This is a genomic window from Sphingomonas sp. (genome assembly GCF_039594485.1).
Classification (GTDB): domain Bacteria; phylum Pseudomonadota; class Alphaproteobacteria; order Sphingomonadales; family Sphingomonadaceae; genus Sphingomonas.
In genome coordinates this window covers 64,842-84,341 of sequence record NZ_JBCNNI010000007.1, presented here as the reverse complement: position 1 = coordinate 84,341, position 19,500 = coordinate 64,842, and the positions used below count along the sequence as shown (strand labels likewise).

The following is a 19,500-nucleotide window of genomic DNA, read 5'->3' as shown; positions in this document are numbered from 1 at the left end:
CGGGCGGGAGATTCAGGCTTCGATCTCGGGCACCTGGATCACCGACAGGAACAGGCCCAGCTGGCGGATCGCCTGGGCGAAATTCTCGTAATTGACCGGCTTGGTGATGTAGACGTTGCAGCCCAGGTCATAGCAGCGCTGGATCTCCACCTTGTCGTCGGTGGTGGTCAGCACGACGACGGGCGTGCGCTTGAGCGGGCTGCCCTCCGCCTTGATCCGGGTGAGGATGTCGGTGCCGCTCATGTCGGGCAGGTTGAGGTCGAGCAGCACGAGCGCCGGGCCGTTCTTGGCCGGACCGTCGGGCGCATGGAACAGATAGTCGAGCGCGGTCGTGCCGTCGGTGAAGTGGCGGATGTCGTTCAGGATGCCCGCGCGCCGGATGTTCTTCTCGATCAGGCGGGCATGGCCTTCGTCATCCTCGATCATGACGATGCCAACGGAGCGATGGTCGTTCATTCAGGCGCCTTCGATGGAGAGGGAGGGAGGTAATGAGAGAAAGAAGGTCGCGCCTTCACCCAATTGGGATTCGACGGAAATCGTGCCGCCCAGACGATAGGCGAGGGCGCGGACATGCGCGAGGCCGATGCCCTCGCCTGGCTGGTCCTGCTGTCCCGACCGGCGGAACAGGTCGAAGATGCGCTGGTGATCGCGCGGATCGATGCCCCGGCCATTGTCGCGCACCGCGACGATCACCCGACCGCGCGTCTCCGCGACCGAGACATGCACTTCGGCGGGGCGGCTCGGATGGCGATATTTGGTCGCATTCTCGATCAGGTTGGACAGGATCTGTTCCAGCGCGATCCGGTCGCTGACGATCACCGGCATCGGCCGCGCGATGGTCAAGGTGACGCCGCGATCGTCGATGACGTGGCGGATCGAATCGGCGATCTGCTCGATCAACTGGTCGAGCGCGATCATCTCGGGCGCGAGCACCCGGCGCCCCTCGCGGCTGAGCTTCAGGATGGCGTTGATCAGCCGGTCCATCTTGGCGGTCGAGGTGCGGATGAAGCCGATCGCCTCGGGCAGGTCCTCGCGCGCGGCGAGGCGCGCCTCCTCGGTCACGATCTGCGGCGCCTCCGCCTCGGCGCGGTCGATCAGATCGGCCAGCGGCTGGGTCGCGGCGGACAGTTCGGCGGTGAAGCCCATCACGTTGACCAGCGGCGAGCGGAGATCGTGGCTGACGATATAGGCGAAACGCTGAATCTCCTCGTTCGCCAGCGCGAGGTCGGCGGTGCGTTCATGCACCTGTTCCTCCAGCGTGGCGTTGAGGCTGGCCAGCGCGGTGCGCGACCGATGCAGGTCGGCGGTATAGCGGCGCACGGTCAGGAACGACACGATCGACACCAGTATGAACAACAGCCCCGCCACCGTCACCACGACGGAGAAGGTCTGGCGGCTGGAGGCCTGTTCGGCATCGCGAAGCGCCAGCAGGCGGCGTTCCTCGCCCGCCATGGTTTCGAAAAGCGTGCGCAACCGGGCCATGCGTTGCAGCCCGCTATCCGTTCGGAAAAGGCGCAGCGCGTCGGCCCCGCGACCCTGGCGAACCAGCGCGTTGGTCAGGCGCTGGGACTGCTCGATCTCGGCGAGCTGCTGGATGACCTGGGTCATCGGGGCGTGTTGGCGGACATTGTCGGCGGTCAGCCGGCGGAGTTCGGCGATCTGCGGGATCAGCGCGGCATGGGCTTCCTCGAAACTGGCCAGAAATGCCGGCGTGCCCGCCAGCATATAGCCGCGTCGTGCCGTTTCCTTCTGCTCCGCCAGGCGGCGCACTTCGGTCAGCACGCTCTCGACGCGATAGGTGTGGATAACCCAGTCGGTATGGCGGTTGCCCTGCCGAATGGCATAGCCCGCCGCGACCGCCGCCACGAGCAGCGCGAGAAAGCCCGTCGCCATGGCCGCGATCAGGATGCGACCGATGGGATTCTCCCCCAATGACGTAGATCGCATTCCAGGCATAGCACTCCGCCTTATCGAAGGAGTGATGCCGATGCCAGTCACTTACGTCACGTCTGCGGCAACGCTTACAATAACAGTTCCTGCGGGCTGGCGCGCCCGACATGACCGCCGCCCTGACGCCGCGCCATTTCCGTTTCGGCGGTGAAGCGGACATCGGGATCGCGGTCGGTCAGGAAGCCCATCAGCGAATCCTCGTCGATCTCACGCCAGTCCTTGCCGCGATCGGGCCCATAGCGCACGCGCGGGAGCAGGCCGGGGATGCGCGACCATTCGAGCAACTGCGCCAGGCTGGCCTCGTTCAACTGGTCGCGCAGGTGGTGCGCGGTGACATAGGCGTCGGGAAAGGCGCGGTGGATGGGCAGGCCGCGTTCGTGCACCAGCCCCTCGGGCTTGCGCCAGTAGCGGAGCACCTGGTTGGAGAAGCTGGGGCTGTCGGGCCACAGACGCAGCGCGCATTTCCAGGTGCAGATCCAGTCCGCCGAGCGGGTCATGGCCGGGGTGCAGAATTGCTGTTCGAAATCCGCCCGGTGCGCCGCCAGCGCCAGGCGGCGCGGCCAGGGATCGAGCACGCGGCGCGCGACATCGTGCCACCAGGGCGCGTCGGCGACCTGTTCGTCCAGGATATGATGGATGGCCTGCGTGATCGGCGGGATCGGGCGGCCCGGATTGACCAGGATGCTGCCGCCTTCGCCTTCCAGTTCCCAGCGACCGTCCTTGCCCAGCGCGACGTCCTGCCAGCCGATTTCGCACACGCCATGCGCGGGTGGGGCGGAGCCGGTCGTCTCCAGGTCGATGACGCGGATGATCTGGGGCTGGGGACGTTGCATCGGCCCTATGTGGGCGTTTCGTCCCGGAAAAGCGAGGGTGGTTATCCGATCGCTATCCCATCAGGGCGCGGTCGCGCAGCCCGCGCCAGACGCGCAGCGCCTGTACCGTCTCGACCACGTCGTGCACCCGGATCAACTGAACGCCTGCCTCCGCACCCTTCAGCGCCAGCGCCAGCGATCCGCCGAGCCGGGCGTCGACCGGGGCCTCGTTCGACAGGGCGCCGATCATCCGCTTGCGGCTGGCCCCCAGCATGATCGGGCAGCCCAGCCCATGGAAGATCGCCAGCCCGTTGATGAGCGCCAGATTGTCGGCGAGCGACTTGCCGAAGCCGATGCCCGGATCGACCATCACGCGCGAGCGAGCAATTCCCGCCGCCTCGACCGCCGCGATCCGCGCCTCCAGCCAGTCGAAGACCTCGGTCAGGACATCGGTATAGCCGACCCGGCCATGGCCGCCCTTGGCCGGATCGGGCGAGTGCATCAGGATCACGGGGCAGCCGGCCTTCGCCACCACCTCCAGCGCGCGGTCGTCCCATAGAAGGGCGGCGACATCGTTGATGATGCCCGCCCCCGCCGCGAGCGCCGCCTCCATCACCGCGGCCTTGCGCGTGTCGATCGACACCAGCGCGCCGCCGCGTGCCAGCCGTTCGATGACGGGGGCGGTGCGGGCGATCTCGTCGCCTTCCCAGACCGGCGCGGCGCCGGGGCGGGTGGACTCGCCGCCCAGGTCGATCACCGCCGCGCCCTGGGCCGCCATCGCCATGCCGCTGTCGGCCGCCGCTGCCGGATCGCCGACATGCCGGCCGCCATCGGAGAAGCTGTCGGGCGTGACGTTCAGGATCGCGGCGACCTGCGGCTGCTCGAAGCGCAAGGCCCGGTCGCCCATGATCCATGGCGCGCGGGATGTGGTGAAAGCGGCGTGCAGCGCCTCTGCGCGGGGGGAGCCGCCCAGTTGCTCCGCAAACCGCGCGACGGGCACGATGCGGCGGCTGGCGCCCTCACGCACCTCGTAAGCCGCGAACCACTGCATTCCGCCCGCCAGGCGGGCAAGGCAGCCGTCTTCCAGCCCGACTGGGGTGTCGACGAATTGGACGGGGCGCAGGTGCATGGAAAGCCTTCTCAATTCCTCCCCTGCAAGGGGAGGAATAGCGGGTTACGGCTGGGTCGCCAGCAGCCAGGTCTGGCGCATCGCGTCGATGGGTTTCAGTGCGCCTTCCAGTTCATAATGCCAGAAGGTCCAGCCATTGCAGGTCGGCCGGTTCTGGAGCATCGAGCCCAGCCGGTGGATCGACCCCGCCTGCCCGCAGTCGGACAGCAGCGATCCGTCCGCGCGCACCGTCGCCCGCCATTTGCGCTTGGCGTCCATCAGCGGCATGCCGGGGGCCAGATAGCCATTTTCGACAAGCGTCCCGAACGCGACCTTGGGCTGCGCCTTGGGGCTCTGCATCGTGGCGAGCGCGCTTTCGTCGAGGGGGAGGGCGGCCTCGATCCGCTCGATCGCGGCGGCGCAATAGGTCGGCTCGCGCTCGATCCCGATCCAGCGGCGGCCGAGGCGCTTGGCGACCGCGCCGGTCGTGCCGGTGCCGAAGAACGGGTCGGCGATGACGTCGCCCGGCCGGGTGCAGGCGAGCAGGATGCGATAGAGCAACGCCTCCGGCTTCTGGGTCGGATGGACCTTGTGCCCGTCCTTCTTGAGCCGTTCCTGACCGCCGCAGATCGGGAATTCCCAGTCCGATCGCATCTGGATCTCATCGTTCAGCGTCTTCATCGAACGATAGTTGAAGGTGTATTTCGCCTTCTCGCCCTTCGAGGCCCAGATCAGCGTCTCATGCGCGTTGGTGAAGCGGGTGCCCTTGAAATTGGGCATGGGATTGGACTTGCGCCAGATGATGTCGTTGAGGATCCAGAAGCCCAGATCCTGCACCGCGGTCCCGACGCGGAAGATGTTGTGGTAGCTGCCGATCACCCAGAGCGAGCCATTGTCCTTGAGGACGCGGTAGCATTCGGCAAGCCAGGCGCGGGTGAAGGCGTCATAGGCGGCGAAGGTGTCGAACTTGTCCCAGGCGTCGGTGACGGCGTCGACATGGCTGCCATCGGGGCGGAACAACTCGCCGCCGAGCTGGAGATTATAGGGCGGGTCGGCGAAGATCATGTCGACCGACTTGTCGGGAAGCGAGCGGAGGGCGGCGATACAGTCGCCCATCAGGATCTGGTCGAGCGGCAGGACGTCTTCGCGTTCCAATGCGACTGGCCGCGCCTTGACCGGTCGTTTGACCGTCTGGATGACCCCCATCGTTAACCGTCCCTTGTTCCCAGAAACCCTCGCATCCACCCGGAACGAGTCGGTCGTCAAGAGGCGATTCGCGCCCGCGACTCGCGGGAATCCGCCAGATTCGGCCAGGCGTTGCCCTCGCGTGGCAGATATAGGGGGTGTGGATAACTCGGCCCCCAAGGGAGTGGGGGTGTGACGGTTGCGACTCGCCCAACCCGAAATTCCTCCCCATCGGCCGATGGACGGCGGGATCGGGAGGTTACAGGTCCAGATAACACTGGGCCACGGGCGCGAAGCTGCGACGGTGCAGGGGGGTGGGGCCATGTTCGCGCAGCGCCGCCAGATGCGTCGCCGAACCATAGCCCTTGTTGGAATGCCAGCCATAGGCGGGATAGGTCTCGGCCGCCCGGATCATGATCTCGTCGCGGACATGCTTGGCGACGATCGAGGCGGCGCCGATCGCTAGCGACTTGGCGTCGCCGCCGACGATCGCGGTGGCGTCATAGCCCCAGCGGGGCAGGCGGTTGCCGTCGACCAGGACATGGGCGGGGTGGCGGCCCAGCGCCGCGACCACCGCATCGACCGCCAGCGTCATCGCCTTCATCGTCGCCCAATAGATGTTGAGCCGGTCGATCTCCTCCGGCTCGACCACCCCGACTCCGACGACCGCGCAGGCGCGGATCTCGGCGCAGAGCCGGGCGCGGGTCTTTTCGGTCAGCTTCTTGGAATCGTTGATGCCGCCGGGGCAATCGCGTTCGGGCAGGATGACGGCAGCCGCGACCACCGGCCCCGCCAGCGGTCCGCGCCCCGCCTCGTCCACGCCGCACAGGGGCATGGGAAAGCTGTGATCGACCATGGCCGCCCCTTAGCTCAACCCCAGCGCGCCGCAAAGGCGGCGGCGTCCCAGCCTTCGCGGCTGATCGCGGCGAGCAGGTGGTAGAAGGGGACCATCCCCAGCCCATGCCCCATCGGTCCATGGCCCTGGCCGAGCCCCGGTGCAGCGGCGAGCGCGGCCTGGACGAAGGCGATGGCGCGGTCGACCGAATCCGCCAGCGTCATGTCCTGGCCCAGCCCGGTCGCGATCGCGCTGGCCAGCGTGCAGCCGGTGCCATGCGTCGAGCGGGTGTCGAGCCGGGGATGCCGCCAGCGCAGCTCGCCGCCCGGCTCGACCAGCCGGTCCTCGATCACCGGGCCCTCGCCATGTCCGCCCTTGACCAGCAGCGCGCGGGCCTCGTGCCGGACCACCGCCTCGCCGCCCAGTGCGGCCAGTTCGGGCAGATTGGGCGTGGTCAGCGCGGCGAGCCCCAGGAAGCGGCGGAAGGCGGCGATGACATCGGCATCGGCCAGCACCGATCCGCTGGTCGCGACCATCACGGGGTCGAAGACGACCGGCATGTCCAGCGCCTCCAGCCGATCGGCCAGCGCATGGGCGGTTTCGGCGGATCCGATCATGCCGATCTTCACCGCGTCCGCGCCGATGTCGGACAGCACGCTGTCGATCTGCGCCATCACCATGGCGGTCGGCACGGGATGCACCGCCTGGACCCCCAGCGTGTTCTGCGCGGTGATCGCGGTAATCGCGGTCATCGGATGGCCGCCCAGCATTGCCACCGTCTTGATATCGGCCTGTATGCCTGCGCCGCCGCCGGAATCGGAACCGGCGACGATCAGGATGCGGGGCGGTCTGGGCAGGCTCATGGTGTTTCCGCCATGCCCCGCGTGAACGGGACGGGCAAGCATTTGCGGCGGGCCCGTCATCGGCTTGGTTGAGCGGCGGGGGCAGGAAATCGTGCCTTGTGAGGGGCTTGGCGCGCGGCCAGCAGGAAAGGCGTGCGGCGATTATATGGCCTGTTCGTGACGTTTGGTTTCCGGGGCGGCCTCTGCCCTTTTCCTGTTGCGCCGCACTATTATTTCGGAGGCGCATCCAACCGCGCCTTGTCGCGTTGCTGCGCCGTGGGACACCTGCCGGGTGGCCGCATGAGGGAGACCTGATTTGATCGTCGACGCCGTACCCCGCACCCGCATCATCATCGCAGAGGTATGGCGTCCGCTGGTAGGGCTGTTCATCTGGGACGTCATCGTCACGATCGCCTATTACGTCCTGCCCTTCAAGGCGCCCTCGCTGCCGCTGACCCTGTTCGGCACCGCCCTTGCGCTGTTCCTCGGCTTTCGCACCAACTCGGCCTATCAGCGCTGGTGGGAGGGGCGGCAGCTCTGGGGCCTGATGATCAACGCCTCACGCAATATCGCCCGCAGCGCGCGCAACTTCCTGCCCGATCCCGAGGCGCGCGACCTGAAGCGATCGATCGTGCTGCGCCAGATCGCCTATGTGAACGCGCTGCGGTGCCAGCTTCGCAAGCAGCCGGTCGATGGCGAGGTGCTGCGCTTCCTGTCGCATGGCGAGGCGGAGCCGGCGTTGCGACGGACCAACACCGCCAATGGCCTGCTCGACGGCACCGGCCGCCGGATCGACGATGCGCGGCGCAAGGGGTGGATCGACACCATCCAGCAGACCCAGATGGAAGCGGTGCTGGTCGACATCGCCAATTCGCAAGGCGGCATGGAGCGGTTGAAGAACACCCCGCTGCCCAACCAGTATCGCTTCATTCCGGCCTTCTTCACCCGGTTGTTCTGCGTATTGCTGCCGATCGGCCTGGTCGAGACGCTGGGCTTCGCGACTCCGATCGGCTCGTCGATCGCGGGGCTGATGTTCCTGGCCGCGCTTCAGATCGGTGACGATCTGGTCGATCCCTTTTCCGACACGGTCCACGATCTGCCGCTGAGCGCCATGTGCCGCACGATCGAAATCGACCTGCTGCAGGCGATCGGCGATCCGGCGCCCGAGCCGATGAAGCCGGTGGACGGGGTGCTCTGGTAAGTCGGTGGTCCGAACGCCGCGTCAGGCGGCGTTGTCGATGCCCAGTTCGCCGAGCTTGCGGTACAAGGTCGAGCGGCCGATCCCCAGTCGCCGGGCGACCTCCGTCATGCGGCCGCGATAATGGCCGATCGCCAGACGGATGATATCGGCCTCGATATCCTCCAGCGCGCGCAGATGGCCATCGGGACGAAACAGGCTGATCCCGCCATTGTGCAGCGCGCTCGACACCACCGTACTGGAGGCGGGGCGGTCGCCGAGCGATGCGATCTGCGGGAAATCGGCGATGGTCAGGCTGTCGCTCTCGCACAGCACGGCGGCGCGGAAGAGCGCATTCTGCAACTGGCGGACATTGCCCGGCCAGTCATAGCGGCGGAGCAGGTCCAGCGCGTCCTGGGTGATGTCGAGCGCGCGCAGGCCGGGTTGTTGCGCGATCCGGCCCAGCAGATGGCGGGTCAGCGCCGGGATATCGTCCGCCCGGTCGCGCAAGGGGGGCACCGCGACATGCGCGATGTTCAGCTTGTAATACAGGTCCTCGCGGAAACGCCCGGCCTCGACCGCTTCGAGCAGGCGACCATCGGCGGCGGCGATCACGCGGACATCGACTTCCCGCGCATGGCGCGCGCCCAGTGGCACGATCGTTCCGGTCTGGAGCATGTCGAGCAGCCGCGCCTGGGTTTCGGGGGGCATGCCGGCGATTTCGTCGAGGAACAGGGTCGAGCCGTCCGCTTCGATCACCTTGCCGATGCGCCGCTCGAACGCGCCGGCAAAGGCGCCTTCCTCGTGACCGAAGATGATGCTGTCGAGCAGGTTGGCGGCGGTCGTGGCGCAGTTGACGCGGATCATCGGCCGTTCGGCGCGGGGGGAGCCGGCATGGATCGCCTCCGCCAGCGACTCCTTGCCGACGCCGCCTTCGCCCTCGATCAGAACCGGGACGCGGGACCGCGCCGCCTTGGCCGCGACGGCCAGCGCGGCGCGGAATTCGGGGGCGTCTCCGACGATCTCGTCAAAGGCGAGCAGGGCGGGGATCTTCTCGGTCAGCGGACGAAGCTCGCCGCTGGTCTGCGCGGCGGCCGCGGATTCCAGCGCGGCGAGCAGCCGTTCGGGGGCCAGCGGCTTGACCAGGAAGTCGGTCGCGCCCGCGCGCATCGCCGCCACCGCCTGCGCCACGGAATCGTTGGCGGTCAGCATCAGGATGGGCAATTCGGGACGAAGCGCATGGCAATCCGCGATGAGCGCGGTCGCATCGGCGCCCGGCGCCCAATGGTCGATCAGCACGGCGTCCAGTTCACGCCCCTGCGCGGAGCCCAGCACCGAGGCCGCCATATCGGCATCGGTCGCGAACAAGGTACGCCAGCCGCCCCGTTGCGCCAGCGCCGCGATCAGACGGCGTTGAGCTGGTTCGTCGTCAATCAACAGCAGCAAACGTTGCCCGTTGCGCGTCATGTCTTGTCCCAAAGCCCCCGTTGGATGCCGTATAGCGCAATTTTGTTAAAATCCGCGTTAATTCGGGACAAGGCGCTTAACACAGGTTTTGCGTGTGAAACTGCCCCTCGATATGACAGTTTCGGGGTTGATCCCCCCGGCATGGTGAATAAGCTCTGACTCGACGGCCAAGGCGGAAAGATCACCGCCATGCCGATATCGGAGGTGAGGATCATGGCGGCCAACGACACCGGCACCGGCGACATGAAGGCGCATGTCGCAACCTATGACCTGCTGATCGCGATGCTCAAATGGGGATCGATCGTCGTCGCCATTTTGGTGGCGATTATCCTCTGGCTGATCGCGTGATCCGATGACCCTTCGCATCGCGGTCGTGCGCGAGACGGCCGAGGGAGAGCGTCGCGTCGCCGCCACGCCGGAAACCGTCCGCAAACTGGGCGCGCTGGGCGCGACGCTGGCGATCGAGGCGGGGGCCGGGGCGGGGGCCGGGATCGCCGATACCGATTATGAACAGGCCGGGGCGATGGTCGCCGATCGTGCGGCCGTGCTGGCGGGCGCAGGCGTCGTGCTGGCGGTCCAGGCGCCCGAGGCGGCGGCGCTGGCGGGTGTCCTGGATGGGGCCTGGGTGGTCGCGGCCTTCGATCCCTTTCGTCGGGGGGAGGCGGTGGCGGCCTATGCCGGGGCAGGCCTGGAGGCGCTGGCGATGGACTGGATGCCGCGCATCACCCGTGCCCAGTCGATGGACATCCTGTCGTCCCAGTCCAATCTGGCCGGATACAAGGCGGTGCTGGAGGCGGCGAGCGCCTATGGCCGCGCGCTGCCGATGATGATGACCGCGGCGGGCACGATCCCGGCGGCGCGCGCCTTCATCATGGGCGTCGGCGTTGCGGGGCTCCAGGCGATCGCGACCGCGCGGCGGCTGGGTGCGCAGGTGTCGGCGACCGATGTCCGCTCCGCGACCCGCGAGCAGATCCAGTCGCTGGGCGCCAAGCCGATCTTCGTCGAGGGCGTGGCGGGGATCGAGGGCGAGGGCGCCGGCGGCTATGCTGGCGAGACGAGCGAGGAATATCGCGCCGCGCAGGCCGAACTGGTCGCCGGGCATATCGCCAGGCAGGACATCGTCATCACCACCGCGCTGATCCCCGGACGCCCCGCGCCACGCCTCGTCACCGATGCGCAGGTGGCGACGATGCGACCGGGCAGCGTCATCGTCGACCTCGCGGTCGAGGCGGGCGGCAATGTCGAGGGCGTGGTGCCGGGCGAGGTGGTGACGCGGCACGGGGTGACGATCATCGGCCACCGCAACATGGCCAGCCGCCTGGCCGCCGACGCCTCTGCGTTGTTCGCGCGCAATCTGTACAATTTCCTCGCCGCCTTCTGGGACAAGGACGCCGGGCGACCGGTGCTGGACGCCGAGATCGGCGACGCGATCCGGCTGACGCAGGGCAGGCAGGTGGTGAACCCGAGGTTGTCGTCGTGACCCTTGTTCCTCCCCTGCAAGGGGAGGTGGCGCGCGCAGCGCGACGGAGGGGTGTCCCCTTCTCGATGGCGCGACACCCCTCCGTCAGGCCTTCGGCCTGCCACCTCCCCTTGCAGGGGAGGAATTAGGTGTTGCAGGGCAATGGACCAGTAGGTGAACGGGCGCGCGGCTTACGGCAGGCGATGTCGCCGCCCGAAATTGCCTTGTGGCAGATATTGCGCCACCGGCCGGGCGGCTTCAAATTTCGGAGGCAGCATCCGTCAGGCCCGTATATTGCCGACTTTTACTGCCATGAGGCGCGCCTGATCATCGAAGTCGATAGCGAGGCGCACAGTCTTGGCGATCGACCGGCGCGCGACAAGGCTAGGGATCGCTGGTTTGCACATCGCGGCCTGACCACGCTTCGTATCGCGGCGGCCGATATCCAGAAAAACATCGAGGGCGTAACCGGTTATATCCTCGCAACCGCCGTCAGCCGCCACCTCGGGGAGGAATAAATGGACTTCATAGCGATCCTGTCGATCTTCGTGCTGGCGTGTTTCGTCGGCTATTATGTCGTCTGGTCGGTGACGCCCGCGCTGCACACGCCGCTCATGGCGGTGACCAACGCCATCTCCTCGGTCATCATTGTCGGGGCGTTGATCGCGGCAGCGGCGTCCTCGGGGGCGACCGGATCGGGCGTGGCGAAGTGGCTGGGGCTGGGCGCGGTGGTGCTGGCCAGCATCAACATCTTCGGCGGTTTCGCGGTGACGGCGCGAATGCTCGCCATGTACCGCAAGAAGGAGAAGCGCTCGTGATCGCACCCGTGCCGCCTGCGCCGCTCGCCCCTGCGGTCGAGGCCGTCGCCGCCAATCCCTGGGTTTCGCTCGCCTATCTGGTGGCGGGGGTGTGCTTCATCCTGGCGCTGCGCGGGCTGTCGAGTCCCACGACCAGCCAGCGGGGCAATCGCTTCGGCATGATCGGGATGGCCATCGCGGTCGTCACGACGCTGGTGACGCATGTGCCGATTGCTGGTGCGTTGTCGGATCGAGCCGACCTCTATGGCGAAACATGGAGCTACGATTATCTAGCCATCCTCGAAATTCTCGCCGCCATTGGCCTCGGTGCCCTGATCGGCGTTACAATGGCCCGCCGCATCGCGATGACCGCGATGCCGCAGCTGGTCGCCGCCTTCCACTCGCTGGTCGGCCTGGCCGCCGTGGCGGTCGCCTGCGCCGCCTTCCTCAACCCGGTCGCGTTCGATATCGCCGACATGGTGGTACCGATGATCGGACAGCCCTTTGCCAGCATCCATGTCGTCAGCCGGGTCGAGATGGCGCTGGGCGTCGCGATCGGTGCGATCACCTTTTCCGGCTCGGTCATCGCCTTTCTCAAGCTCAACGGCAATATGGGGGGCAAGCCGATCCTGTTGCCGGGTCGCCATGCGCTGAATGCGGGGCTGCTGGGCGCGATCGTCATCCTGGTCGCGATGTTCACCCGTGACCAGGCGCCCTGGATCTTCTGGACGATCACCATATTGTCCTTCGCGATCGGCTTCCTGCTGATCATCCCCATCGGCGGCGCGGACATGCCGGTCGTGGTGTCGATGCTGAACAGCTATTCGGGCTGGGCCGCCGCCGCGATGGGCTTCACGCTGCACAACAGCGCGATGATCATCACCGGCGCGCTGGTCGGCAGTTCGGGTGCGATCCTGTCCTATATCATGTGCCGCGCGATGAACCGCAGCTTCGTCAGCGTGATCGCGGGCGGCTTCGGCGCGAGCGATGCGGGAAGCAGCGGCGGTGGCACGGCGGTCGATCGCCCATGGAAGCGCGGGAGTGCCGAGGACGCGGCCTTCCTGATGAGCCAGGCCGAACAGGTGGTGATCGTCCCCGGTTACGGCATGGCGGTGGCGCAGGCGCAGCATGTCCTGCGCGAGATGGGCGACCTGCTCAAGAAGGAGGGCGTGCGCGTCAAATACGCCATCCACCCCGTGGCGGGCCGTATGCCCGGCCATATGAACGTCCTGCTGGCCGAGGCGAACGTCCCCTATGACGAGGTGTTCGAGCTGGAGGACATCAACGCCGAATTCGCACAGACCGACGTGGCCTTCGTCATCGGCGCCAACGATGTGACCAATCCGGCGGCCAAGACCGATCGTTCCTCACCCATTTATGGCATGCCGGTGCTTGATGTGGAGAAGGCCAAGACCGTCTTGTTCATCAAGCGATCCATGGGCGGCGTCGGCTATGCGGGTGTCGATAACGAGCTATTTTATCGCGACAACACCATGATGCTGCTGGCGGACGCCAAGAAGATGGTGGAAGAAATCGTCAAGGCACTCGGCTGAGTGTCCGATTCGGGCGGACGTCGACTCCCGGGCGTCCTTCCAGTCGTGCGGCGGTGACGGGCACGGGCAGGGGCCGTGTCCGAATCTCCCGCGTATGGTGATGACAAGACGCGCGCCGGTGGCGTGTGACGGGGGGCAGACGTGCAACAGCAAGACCCTTATGCCGACGGTTTCCCGGTCGTCCTGATCAGCGCGCGCGCGCTGGCGGGCGCGGCGACCCAGGCGGTGCGGCAGGCCGGTGGCCGGGTGATGCGGATGATCGACTGGTCGGCGGTCGCCGACGAGATCGGGCGACAGGCGGGGCGCCCGTTGCTGATGATCGACACGCACGGCGCGGAGGCGGCGGCGATGGAGGTGGCGCTGGCCCGGATCGATGCGGTGGCGACCGCGCTCGACCTGCCGGTGGTGGTCAGCCTGCCGCAGGGGGATATCGACCTGGTCGCCGCGATGCTGCTCGGCCCGCGCGTCGCAATGTTGTGCGAGGCGAGCGAACTGGAGCTGGTCGCCGCGCTGGCGATCGCGGGGGCGACCAATGGCGGTGTGGGCGTCCTGCACGGTCACCTCCATGAAGGCGAGTCCGAGCGGCTGCGGCGGCTGAATGCCGAGGTCGCGCGGATCGCCGAGGTCCTGACCCGTCTGTCCGGGCAGGATGGCGAGGAGCGGCGCGGCGGGGTCGGCGACCGGCATCAGAGCTTCCATGCCGCTCCCGCCCGCGTGCAACCGGGCGATGCCGATCTGGTTCGCCGGATGATCCGGGCGCGGCGGCTGCGCGACGGGCTTTTCGGCAGCGGGCTGTTCGAGGAACCGGCCTGGGACATGCTGCTCGACCTCTATGCCACGCATCTGGAAGGGGCGCGGGTGTCGGTATCGAGCCTGTGCATCGCCGCCGCCGTCGCGCCGACGACCGCGCTGCGCTGGATCGGCAAGATGACCGAGGCCGGGCTGTTCACCCGCCAGCCTGATCCGGCCGACCGCCGCCGCGCCTTCATGATGATGACCGACCGCGCGGTGGAGGGGATGCGCAATTATCTGGCGGCGATCCGGCGGCTGGGCGTGGTCTAGGGCCTGGTCGGGCGGGTCAGCCCGCCAGCGCCCAGCGGATCGCGCCGCCCAGTCCCCGGGTTCCCGCACGAATGGCCGGCTTCATCGCGGTGCCGCTGTCCAGCCCATGCAATCGCGCCGCCCAGTCGGGCAGGAGCGCGACACCCGCCTGGGTCAGCCAGCCGCCGATCGTTGCCAGGGCTGGGTTGGGCGCTGGCTGGTTCAGCAGGGTGCGCGCCACCGCCCGCGTGCGGGCATCGACGCGCAGTTCGGAGCGGATGGCGTCCAGGAAACGGGCGAGCTGGTGCCGGTTCTCGGGCACGTCGCGCGCGCCCAGGCGCCGGGCGATCTGCGCCATCTCCGCCAGATACTGGTCGGCGCGGACATCCGGGAAATCGGGATCGCGATAGGTGCGGTGCGCGCGCAGGAAGCTGTCGACCTCGGCGGCGTGAACGAAGGTCAGGAGATGCGGGTCGTTGGCGGCATAGGGCGTGCCGTCGGGCAATGTTCCCGCCACCCGGTCGTGCACCGCGCGGACGCGGGCGATCATCGCCTCGGCGGCCTCGGTCGAACCATAGGTCGTGACCGAGATGAACCCGGCGGTGCGGCGCAGGCGACCGGACATGTCGCGGCGGAAATCGCTATGGTCCCATACCCCCGCCAGCGCGGCGGGGTGGAGCATCTGGACCAGCAGCGACGCGATCCCCCCGGCCATCATCGCGGTGAAGTCGCCATGCACCGCCCAGGTCGCCGAACCGGGGCCGAACAGTCCGTCATCGCCCGGCGGGCGGGTCAGGTCGAGCTGGCGACCGCCGACGATCTCGCGAATCTGGTCGGCGATGTGGCGGCGCAGTGGCAACATGCCCCGTCAACGCGCCATCGCGGCGATGCGTTGCGCCGCCCCATGAGGCGGAAATCCCGTCGGAAACGGGCCGTCAGCCCCGCTTCGCGGCCTCCCACGCGGCGATCTCATCGGGAAAATGCCGCTCGATCACCAGGTCGCTCGCCGTTTCGGTGGTCAGGTTGACCGTCACCGACCCCGCCCATTCATAGGTCGCATTGCCCGACAGCGTGACCATCCCGTCCTCCTCCGCAAAGGCGCGGACCAGGCCGCCGCGATTGAACACGACGGTCGGCCGGTCCCAGGCGATCCGCCCGGTCAGGCAGGCGGCATAGGTCGACGCCGCCATCGCGCTGCCGCAACTGTCGGTCAGCCCCACGCCGCGCTCGAAGGTGCGGACGAACAGCGCATCGCCCCGCACCTCCACGAATGACACGTTCGCACGGTTGGGCAGCCAGTCGGGCGCGCCCTCGCAGATCGTGCCCAGCCGGACGAGTTCCGCCTCGTCCACCGTCGCGACGAAGTGGACAAGGTGCGGGTTGGGCATGGTGACCGCGGTGAAGCGCCGTTCGCGGTCGAGCATGGGGAGCACCGCCTCGACCAGCCGCTCGGGCGCGCCATGGATCGGCCAGGCGGCGGTCGACAGCCCGGCGGGGCCTGCGGTTTCGCGCACTGTATAGACGCCCGGCGCCAGATCGGCGTCGCGGGTCGCATCGGCATGAGAGGTCTTGAGACGCACCGTCGCGGTGTCGATTCCCAGCGCCTCGAACCCGGCGCGCGCGACGCAGCGCACGCCGTTCAGGCACGTCTCCGCCTCGCTGCCGTCGCTGTTGCGCATCACCATGCCAAAGGCGGCGCGGTCGTCGCCGGACACCAGCAGCAACAGGCCGTCGCCCCCGACCGGCCCGGTGCGATCCGCCAGCGCGCGCGCGACGGCGGCCCATTCGTCCCCGCTCAACGACAATTCCCGCGCGTCGATCATCGGGAAGTCGTTGCCCGAACCATGGCATTTGACGATTCCGAACCGCATGGCGATAACTCCGACAGGATATGGTTCGGCGCTTAGCCCAGCCGGACCGGCTTCGCCAGCGGGGTGAGGGCGGGGCGGCCGGCGACAGGGATTCGAGGGGAAGAGGGCGATGATCACCGCGATCCGCGAGGTGCGCCGGGCCAAGGGCATGACGCTGGACGATGTCGCGCGCGCCTGTTCGCCACCGACCACGCCGCAGACGATCGGGCGGCTGGAGATGGGAACCCGCACCGTGTCCCTGCCCTGGCTCAACCGGATCGCCGCCGCGCTGGGATGCACCACCGCCGATCTGGTCACGCTGCCGATGCGCGAGACCCTGCCCGTCGCCGCGCTGCTCGGCCCGCGCGGGGCGGTCGCGCCGCGCAGCGCCCGCGCGGTTTCGCCGCCCTGCGCGACGCCCGGCATGATCGCCGTCACCGTCACCGGCGCGGTCGGTGACTATCGGGCGGGCGATGAACTCTGGTGCGAGCCGCTGGTGCCCGATAGGTTCGCCGATGCCATGAATCGCGACATCCTCGTGCCCCGCCCCGCCGGCGGCTATCTTTTCGCTCGGCTGGCCGGGGTGTCGGACGGCGCCCTCCATCTGTTGCCGCTGGAGCCCGGCGCCGCCGGCGTGACGGTCCCCGCCCCCGCCTGGATCGCGCGTGTGGCGCGGCTGGTGCGCACGCTGTGAGGCGCGTCGCCCTGATCCTCGCGCTTGCGCTCGCCCTGCCCGCCGCTGCGCAACAGGCGACGCCCGCGCCCGCCATCCCGGCCCCGCCGCCTGTTGAGAAGCCCGAACTGGTCCGTGCCTATCCCCACGACACCACCGCCTTTACCGAAGGGCTGCTGATCACCGACGGCGCGCTTTACGAAAGCACGGGGCGCGAGGGACAGAGCGTGATCCGCCAGGTCGATCTGGACAGCGGCAAGACGCTGCGCGAGGCGACCGTCCCCGACGGCCTGTTCGGCGAGGGGATCGTCGCCTGGGGCCGCGAATTGCGCAGCGTCACCTGGCATGGTGGGCGCGGTTTCCGCTGGAGCCGCCCAGCGCTGAAGCGGACCGGCGAGTGGCGCTATACCGGCGAAGGCTGGGCGATGACCGATGACGGGCGGCACATCATCCTGTCGGACGGCACGCCGCGCCTGCGCTTCCTGGACCCCGCCACGATGAAGGTCGCGCGCACCCTCGATGTGACGGTGAACGGGCGGCCGCTGAAGAATCTCAACGAACTGGAGTATATTGACGGGCAGATTTGGGCGAATGTCTGGATGACCCGCTACATCGTGCGGATCGATCCGACCACGGGCCAGGTCGCGGGGGTGGTCGATCTGGGCGACCTGATCGCGCGGGTCGGGCTGACCGATCCCGATTCGGTCGCCAACGGCATCGCCTTCGACCGGGCGACGCACCGGATCTTCGTCACCGGCAAGAACTGGCCCGAGATGTTCGAGATTCGCCTGCCCGTTTCGGGTCGCTGAGGCGCGGTCGGCCGGTCGCGTCGGAAAGGGCGGCTGGACGTCGCCGCGATCGCCCTGTGGAAAATTGGGATACCGGGGCCGAGTTAGGCGTTGACCACGCTGCACGGGTGAAAATAACCTGGGTTATGAATTGCGTCCGGTATGTCGCGGCGGCATGGCATGAGGGTTGAGTTGGAGTGGTGGCGCCGCCATGGATCGCCACGCTCGACAGGATGGGAGAGTATTTCTTGCCGACAAGTACCCGTTTTGTCGTTTCCCTGCATATGCTGGCGCTGATGGCCGAGCATGGGGACGCGCCGCTGCGTTCCGAAGATATCGCGGTCAGCGTCAATTCCAATGCGGCCGTGGTCCGCGCGTTGCTGTTGCGGCTGGCCAGCGCCGGGTTGACCCGATCGCAACTCGGTAATCGCGGCGGAGCGATGCTGGCCAGGCCGTCGTCCGAAATCCGGCTGGTCGATGTCTATCAGGCGGTGGAGGATCGTAACTTCTTCGCCTTTCACCGCCAGCCGCCGGAAGGCGACGGCATGATCGATCGCCACATCACCCCCAGCCTGGAGGGGCTGTTGACCCCGGTGCGCGAGGCACTGGAGGACAAGCTGGCCAGTCTGACCCTGGACGATGTGCTGGACGATATCCGCGCGCGTGCCGATGCCGATCGGCCACGGCTTTCCCCACAGCTTTCCATCGCCGGCTGAGCCGGTTTCGAGGCCGCTATACCAGTTTCAAGTCGGTCGCCCGCGTATCGGGAAACAGCGTGGCCAGCCGGTCCGGCGACAGGCCGAACTGGCGACCGACCAGCCCGCCGATCAACGCGCGATAATCGGTCAGCACCGGCAGGTCGCGATTCTGGTTGAGGGTCGCGGCGGACAGCGCCACCTGCTCGCCCGCCATGCGGCCGCCCGACACGCCGCCGCCCAGCACCCAATAGATGCTGCCATGGCCATGATCGGTGCCCCGGTCGCCATTCTCGCGGAAGGTGCGCCCGAATTCCGACACGACGACGACGGTGGTGGTGCGCCACGCATCGGGGCCGATCGCCTGGGCGAACCCGGCCAGGCCGCGCCCCAGCTCGCCGATCCGGTCGGCCAGATAGCCGGTCGCGCCGCCCTGGTTGACGTGTGTGTCCCAGCCGCCGACATCGACAAAGGCCAGGTTGAACCGGTCGCGCATCAACGTCCCGATCCGCTGCGCCGACAGGGCGAAGCCCTTGGGCGACACCGCGCCGCGACTGGCGGCCTTCATCTCCTGATCCAGCGTCTTGTACACGGTGTCGCGGACGGCGAAACCCTCGCTCACCGACCGCGCGAGTTCGGGGTGGTCGGCATACATGCCCCGGATCAGCGACGCCTGGCGCTGGTCGATCGGCTTGCCGACATTGGCGAGCGCGAGATTGGGGATCGGGTCGTCGCCGCCGCGAAAGCAGAGCGGGAGCTGGTCGGTGAAGGAGATCGGACGTTCCTTCTGCCCCAGAATATCGGCCAGCCGCGCCATGAAGCCAGAGCCGTAATCGCGGTGCCCGCCGACCGGCTGGCCCAGTTCGATCGTGTCCTGAGTCTCGAAATGGCTGCGGCTCATATCGTCGGTACCCGCAAAGGGGACGAAGGCGATCTGCTTCGCCTGCCACAGCGGCAGGATCGAGTCCTTCAACGCCGGGTGCAGCGCCCAGTCGGCGTCGAGCGGCAACGGCGCGTTGGGATTGGCCGGATCGGGTTTCGCCAGTGCGATGGTGGGGCGCGACTGGCGATAAAAGTCGCTGCCGCTGGGACTGATGATGTTCACCGCGTCATAGGCGCCGCGCAGGAACACGACCAGCAAACGGCTGCCCGCCTGCGGTGCGGCGAAGGCGCGGCCGGCGACGACCATCGGGGCGAGCGCGGCGGCCCCGCGCAGCAGGTCGCGGCGGTGGAGGTGAGGGGGAAAGAGCGGGGGCATCATGGCATCC

The 19,500-nt window shown here is 68.0% G+C and carries 21 protein-coding genes; 10 read left to right on the top strand and 11 right to left on the bottom strand.

Features of this window, described 5'->3' with window-relative positions; translation table 11 throughout:
• Positions 1-12: 12 nt before the first annotated feature.
• From ABDV78_RS04730 to thiD, 7 genes are all read right to left on the bottom strand, one after another.
• Positions 13-456 carry a response regulator gene (locus ABDV78_RS04730; RefSeq protein ID WP_343526094.1) on the bottom strand — a complete coding sequence of 148 codons (444 nt, stop codon included), beginning with the start codon at positions 454-456 and terminating at the stop codon, positions 13-15.
• Positions 457-1,947, bottom strand: a complete 1,491-nt coding sequence (locus ABDV78_RS04725) for an ATP-binding protein (protein WP_343526092.1) — start codon at positions 1,945-1,947, stop codon at positions 457-459.
• 74 nt (positions 1,948-2,021) lie between these two features.
• Positions 2,022-2,783, bottom strand: a complete 762-nt coding sequence (locus ABDV78_RS04720; RefSeq protein ID WP_343526091.1) for an exonuclease domain-containing protein — start codon at positions 2,781-2,783, stop codon at positions 2,022-2,024.
• 52 nt (positions 2,784-2,835) lie between these two features.
• The gene (gene folP / locus ABDV78_RS04715; RefSeq protein ID WP_343526090.1) at positions 2,836-3,891 is read right to left on the bottom strand and encodes a dihydropteroate synthase; all 1,056 of its coding nucleotides are present in this window, start codon (positions 3,889-3,891) and stop codon (positions 2,836-2,838) included.
• Between the two features lie 45 nt (positions 3,892-3,936).
• Entirely contained in the window at positions 3,937-5,076 is a 1,140-nt protein-coding gene (locus ABDV78_RS04710; protein WP_343526089.1) for a DNA methyltransferase, read from the bottom strand.
• Positions 5,077-5,314: 238 nt separating this feature from the next.
• Entirely contained in the window at positions 5,315-5,911 is a 597-nt protein-coding gene (locus tag ABDV78_RS04705) for a ribonuclease HII (RefSeq protein ID WP_343526088.1), read from the bottom strand.
• Positions 5,912-5,925: 14 nt separating this feature from the next.
• Complete coding sequence (gene thiD, locus ABDV78_RS04700; protein ID WP_343526087.1) at positions 5,926-6,753, bottom strand: bifunctional hydroxymethylpyrimidine kinase/phosphomethylpyrimidine kinase; 828 nt, start codon at positions 6,751-6,753, stop codon at positions 5,926-5,928.
• A 295-nt stretch (positions 6,754-7,048) separates the two neighbouring features.
• Between thiD and ABDV78_RS04695 the strand changes: the two genes are divergently transcribed.
• Positions 7,049-7,933, top strand: a complete 885-nt coding sequence (locus ABDV78_RS04695; protein ID WP_343526085.1) for a bestrophin family ion channel — start codon at positions 7,049-7,051, stop codon at positions 7,931-7,933.
• Between the two features lie 21 nt (positions 7,934-7,954).
• Here ABDV78_RS04695 and ABDV78_RS04690 read toward each other — a convergent pair whose 3' ends face one another.
• Positions 7,955-9,376 carry a sigma-54 dependent transcriptional regulator gene (locus ABDV78_RS04690; RefSeq protein ID WP_343526084.1) on the bottom strand — a complete coding sequence of 474 codons (1,422 nt, stop codon included), beginning with the start codon at positions 9,374-9,376 and terminating at the stop codon, positions 7,955-7,957.
• 213 nt (positions 9,377-9,589) lie between these two features.
• Between ABDV78_RS04690 and ABDV78_RS04685 the strand changes: the two genes are divergently transcribed.
• The 6 genes from ABDV78_RS04685 (at position 9,590) to ABDV78_RS04660 (ending at position 14,247) form a co-directional block, all read left to right on the top strand.
• Complete coding sequence (locus tag ABDV78_RS04685) at positions 9,590-9,724, top strand: aa3-type cytochrome c oxidase subunit IV (protein ID WP_343526081.1); 135 nt, start codon at positions 9,590-9,592, stop codon at positions 9,722-9,724.
• A gap of 4 nt (positions 9,725-9,728) precedes the next feature.
• Positions 9,729-10,856 (top strand): NAD(P) transhydrogenase subunit alpha, encoded by a 1,128-nt coding sequence (locus ABDV78_RS04680; RefSeq protein WP_343526079.1) that lies wholly within the window; start codon positions 9,729-9,731, stop codon positions 10,854-10,856.
• A gap of 128 nt (positions 10,857-10,984) precedes the next feature.
• The gene (locus ABDV78_RS04675) at positions 10,985-11,353 is read left to right on the top strand and encodes an endonuclease domain-containing protein (RefSeq protein WP_343526078.1); all 369 of its coding nucleotides are present in this window, start codon (positions 10,985-10,987) and stop codon (positions 11,351-11,353) included.
• Entirely contained in the window at positions 11,354-11,653 is a 300-nt protein-coding gene (locus ABDV78_RS04670) for a proton-translocating transhydrogenase family protein (protein WP_343526077.1), read from the top strand.
• A gap of 8 nt (positions 11,654-11,661) precedes the next feature.
• Entirely contained in the window at positions 11,662-13,185 is a 1,524-nt protein-coding gene (locus ABDV78_RS04665; protein ID WP_343526171.1) for an NAD(P)(+) transhydrogenase (Re/Si-specific) subunit beta, read from the top strand.
• A 141-nt stretch (positions 13,186-13,326) separates the two neighbouring features.
• Positions 13,327-14,247 carry a winged helix DNA-binding protein gene (locus tag ABDV78_RS04660; RefSeq protein WP_343526076.1) on the top strand — a complete coding sequence of 307 codons (921 nt, stop codon included), beginning with the start codon at positions 13,327-13,329 and terminating at the stop codon, positions 14,245-14,247.
• A 16-nt stretch (positions 14,248-14,263) separates the two neighbouring features.
• On the opposite strand, the gene ABDV78_RS04655 is transcribed toward ABDV78_RS04660, so the two are convergent.
• Together ABDV78_RS04655 and dapF are read right to left on the bottom strand one after the other, a co-directional pair.
• A complete protein-coding gene (locus tag ABDV78_RS04655; protein ID WP_343526075.1) occupies positions 14,264-15,088 on the bottom strand; it encodes an oxygenase MpaB family protein in 825 nt (274 codons plus the stop codon).
• Between the two features lie 73 nt (positions 15,089-15,161).
• Positions 15,162-16,097, bottom strand: a complete 936-nt coding sequence (gene dapF, locus ABDV78_RS04650; protein WP_343526074.1) for a diaminopimelate epimerase — start codon at positions 16,095-16,097, stop codon at positions 15,162-15,164.
• Positions 16,098-16,206: 109 nt separating this feature from the next.
• On the opposite strand from dapF, the gene ABDV78_RS04645 reads away from it, so the two are divergent.
• The 3 genes from ABDV78_RS04645 to ABDV78_RS04635 all read left to right on the top strand — a co-directional run bounded on the left by ABDV78_RS04645 (position 16,207) and on the right by ABDV78_RS04635 (position 18,253).
• Positions 16,207-16,770 (top strand): helix-turn-helix transcriptional regulator, encoded by a 564-nt coding sequence (locus tag ABDV78_RS04645; protein WP_343526073.1) that lies wholly within the window; start codon positions 16,207-16,209, stop codon positions 16,768-16,770.
• An 11-nt stretch (positions 16,771-16,781) separates the two neighbouring features.
• Positions 16,782-17,558 (top strand): glutaminyl-peptide cyclotransferase, encoded by a 777-nt coding sequence (locus ABDV78_RS04640; protein ID WP_343526170.1) that lies wholly within the window; start codon positions 16,782-16,784, stop codon positions 17,556-17,558.
• 212 nt (positions 17,559-17,770) lie between these two features.
• On the top strand, positions 17,771-18,253 hold the full coding sequence (locus ABDV78_RS04635; protein ID WP_343526071.1) for an Rrf2 family transcriptional regulator: 483 nt from the start codon (positions 17,771-17,773) through the stop codon (positions 18,251-18,253).
• 16 nt (positions 18,254-18,269) lie between these two features.
• On the opposite strand, the gene ABDV78_RS04630 is transcribed toward ABDV78_RS04635, so the two are convergent.
• On the bottom strand, positions 18,270-19,493 hold the full coding sequence (locus tag ABDV78_RS04630) for a DUF1501 domain-containing protein (protein ID WP_343526070.1): 1,224 nt from the start codon (positions 19,491-19,493) through the stop codon (positions 18,270-18,272).
• Between the last annotated feature and the right edge of the window lie 7 nt (positions 19,494-19,500).

Excerpts from the sequence above, each read along its gene's own strand:
- ABDV78_RS04680 (WP_343526079.1), top strand. The coding sequence starts at position 9,729 with ATGACCCTTCGCATCGCGGTCGTGCGCGAGACGGCCGAGGGAGAGCGT.
- ABDV78_RS04690 (WP_343526084.1), bottom strand. The coding sequence starts at position 9,376 with ATGACGCGCAACGGGCAACGTTTGCTGCTGTTGATTGACGACGAACCA.
- ABDV78_RS04635 (WP_343526071.1), top strand. The coding sequence starts at position 17,771 with ATGGGAGAGTATTTCTTGCCGACAAGTACCCGTTTTGTCGTTTCCCTG.
- ABDV78_RS04670 (WP_343526077.1), top strand. The coding sequence starts at position 11,354 with ATGGACTTCATAGCGATCCTGTCGATCTTCGTGCTGGCGTGTTTCGTC.
- ABDV78_RS04655 (WP_343526075.1), bottom strand. The coding sequence starts at position 15,088 with ATGTTGCCACTGCGCCGCCACATCGCCGACCAGATTCGCGAGATCGTC.
- folP (WP_343526090.1), bottom strand. The coding sequence starts at position 3,891 with ATGCACCTGCGCCCCGTCCAATTCGTCGACACCCCAGTCGGGCTGGAA.
- ABDV78_RS04645 (WP_343526073.1), top strand. The coding sequence starts at position 16,207 with ATGATCACCGCGATCCGCGAGGTGCGCCGGGCCAAGGGCATGACGCTG.
- thiD (WP_343526087.1), bottom strand. The coding sequence starts at position 6,753 with ATGAGCCTGCCCAGACCGCCCCGCATCCTGATCGTCGCCGGTTCCGAT.
- ABDV78_RS04685 (WP_343526081.1), top strand. The coding sequence starts at position 9,590 with ATGGCGGCCAACGACACCGGCACCGGCGACATGAAGGCGCATGTCGCA.
- dapF (WP_343526074.1), bottom strand. The coding sequence starts at position 16,097 with ATGCGGTTCGGAATCGTCAAATGCCATGGTTCGGGCAACGACTTCCCG.
- ABDV78_RS04725 (WP_343526092.1), bottom strand. The coding sequence starts at position 1,947 with ATGCGATCTACGTCATTGGGGGAGAATCCCATCGGTCGCATCCTGATC.
- ABDV78_RS04710 (WP_343526089.1), bottom strand. The coding sequence starts at position 5,076 with ATGGGGGTCATCCAGACGGTCAAACGACCGGTCAAGGCGCGGCCAGTC.
- ABDV78_RS04630 (WP_343526070.1), bottom strand. The coding sequence starts at position 19,493 with ATGATGCCCCCGCTCTTTCCCCCTCACCTCCACCGCCGCGACCTGCTG.
- ABDV78_RS04730 (WP_343526094.1), bottom strand. The coding sequence starts at position 456 with ATGAACGACCATCGCTCCGTTGGCATCGTCATGATCGAGGATGACGAA.
- ABDV78_RS04705 (WP_343526088.1), bottom strand. The coding sequence starts at position 5,911 with ATGGTCGATCACAGCTTTCCCATGCCCCTGTGCGGCGTGGACGAGGCG.
- ABDV78_RS04720 (WP_343526091.1), bottom strand. The coding sequence starts at position 2,783 with ATGCAACGTCCCCAGCCCCAGATCATCCGCGTCATCGACCTGGAGACG.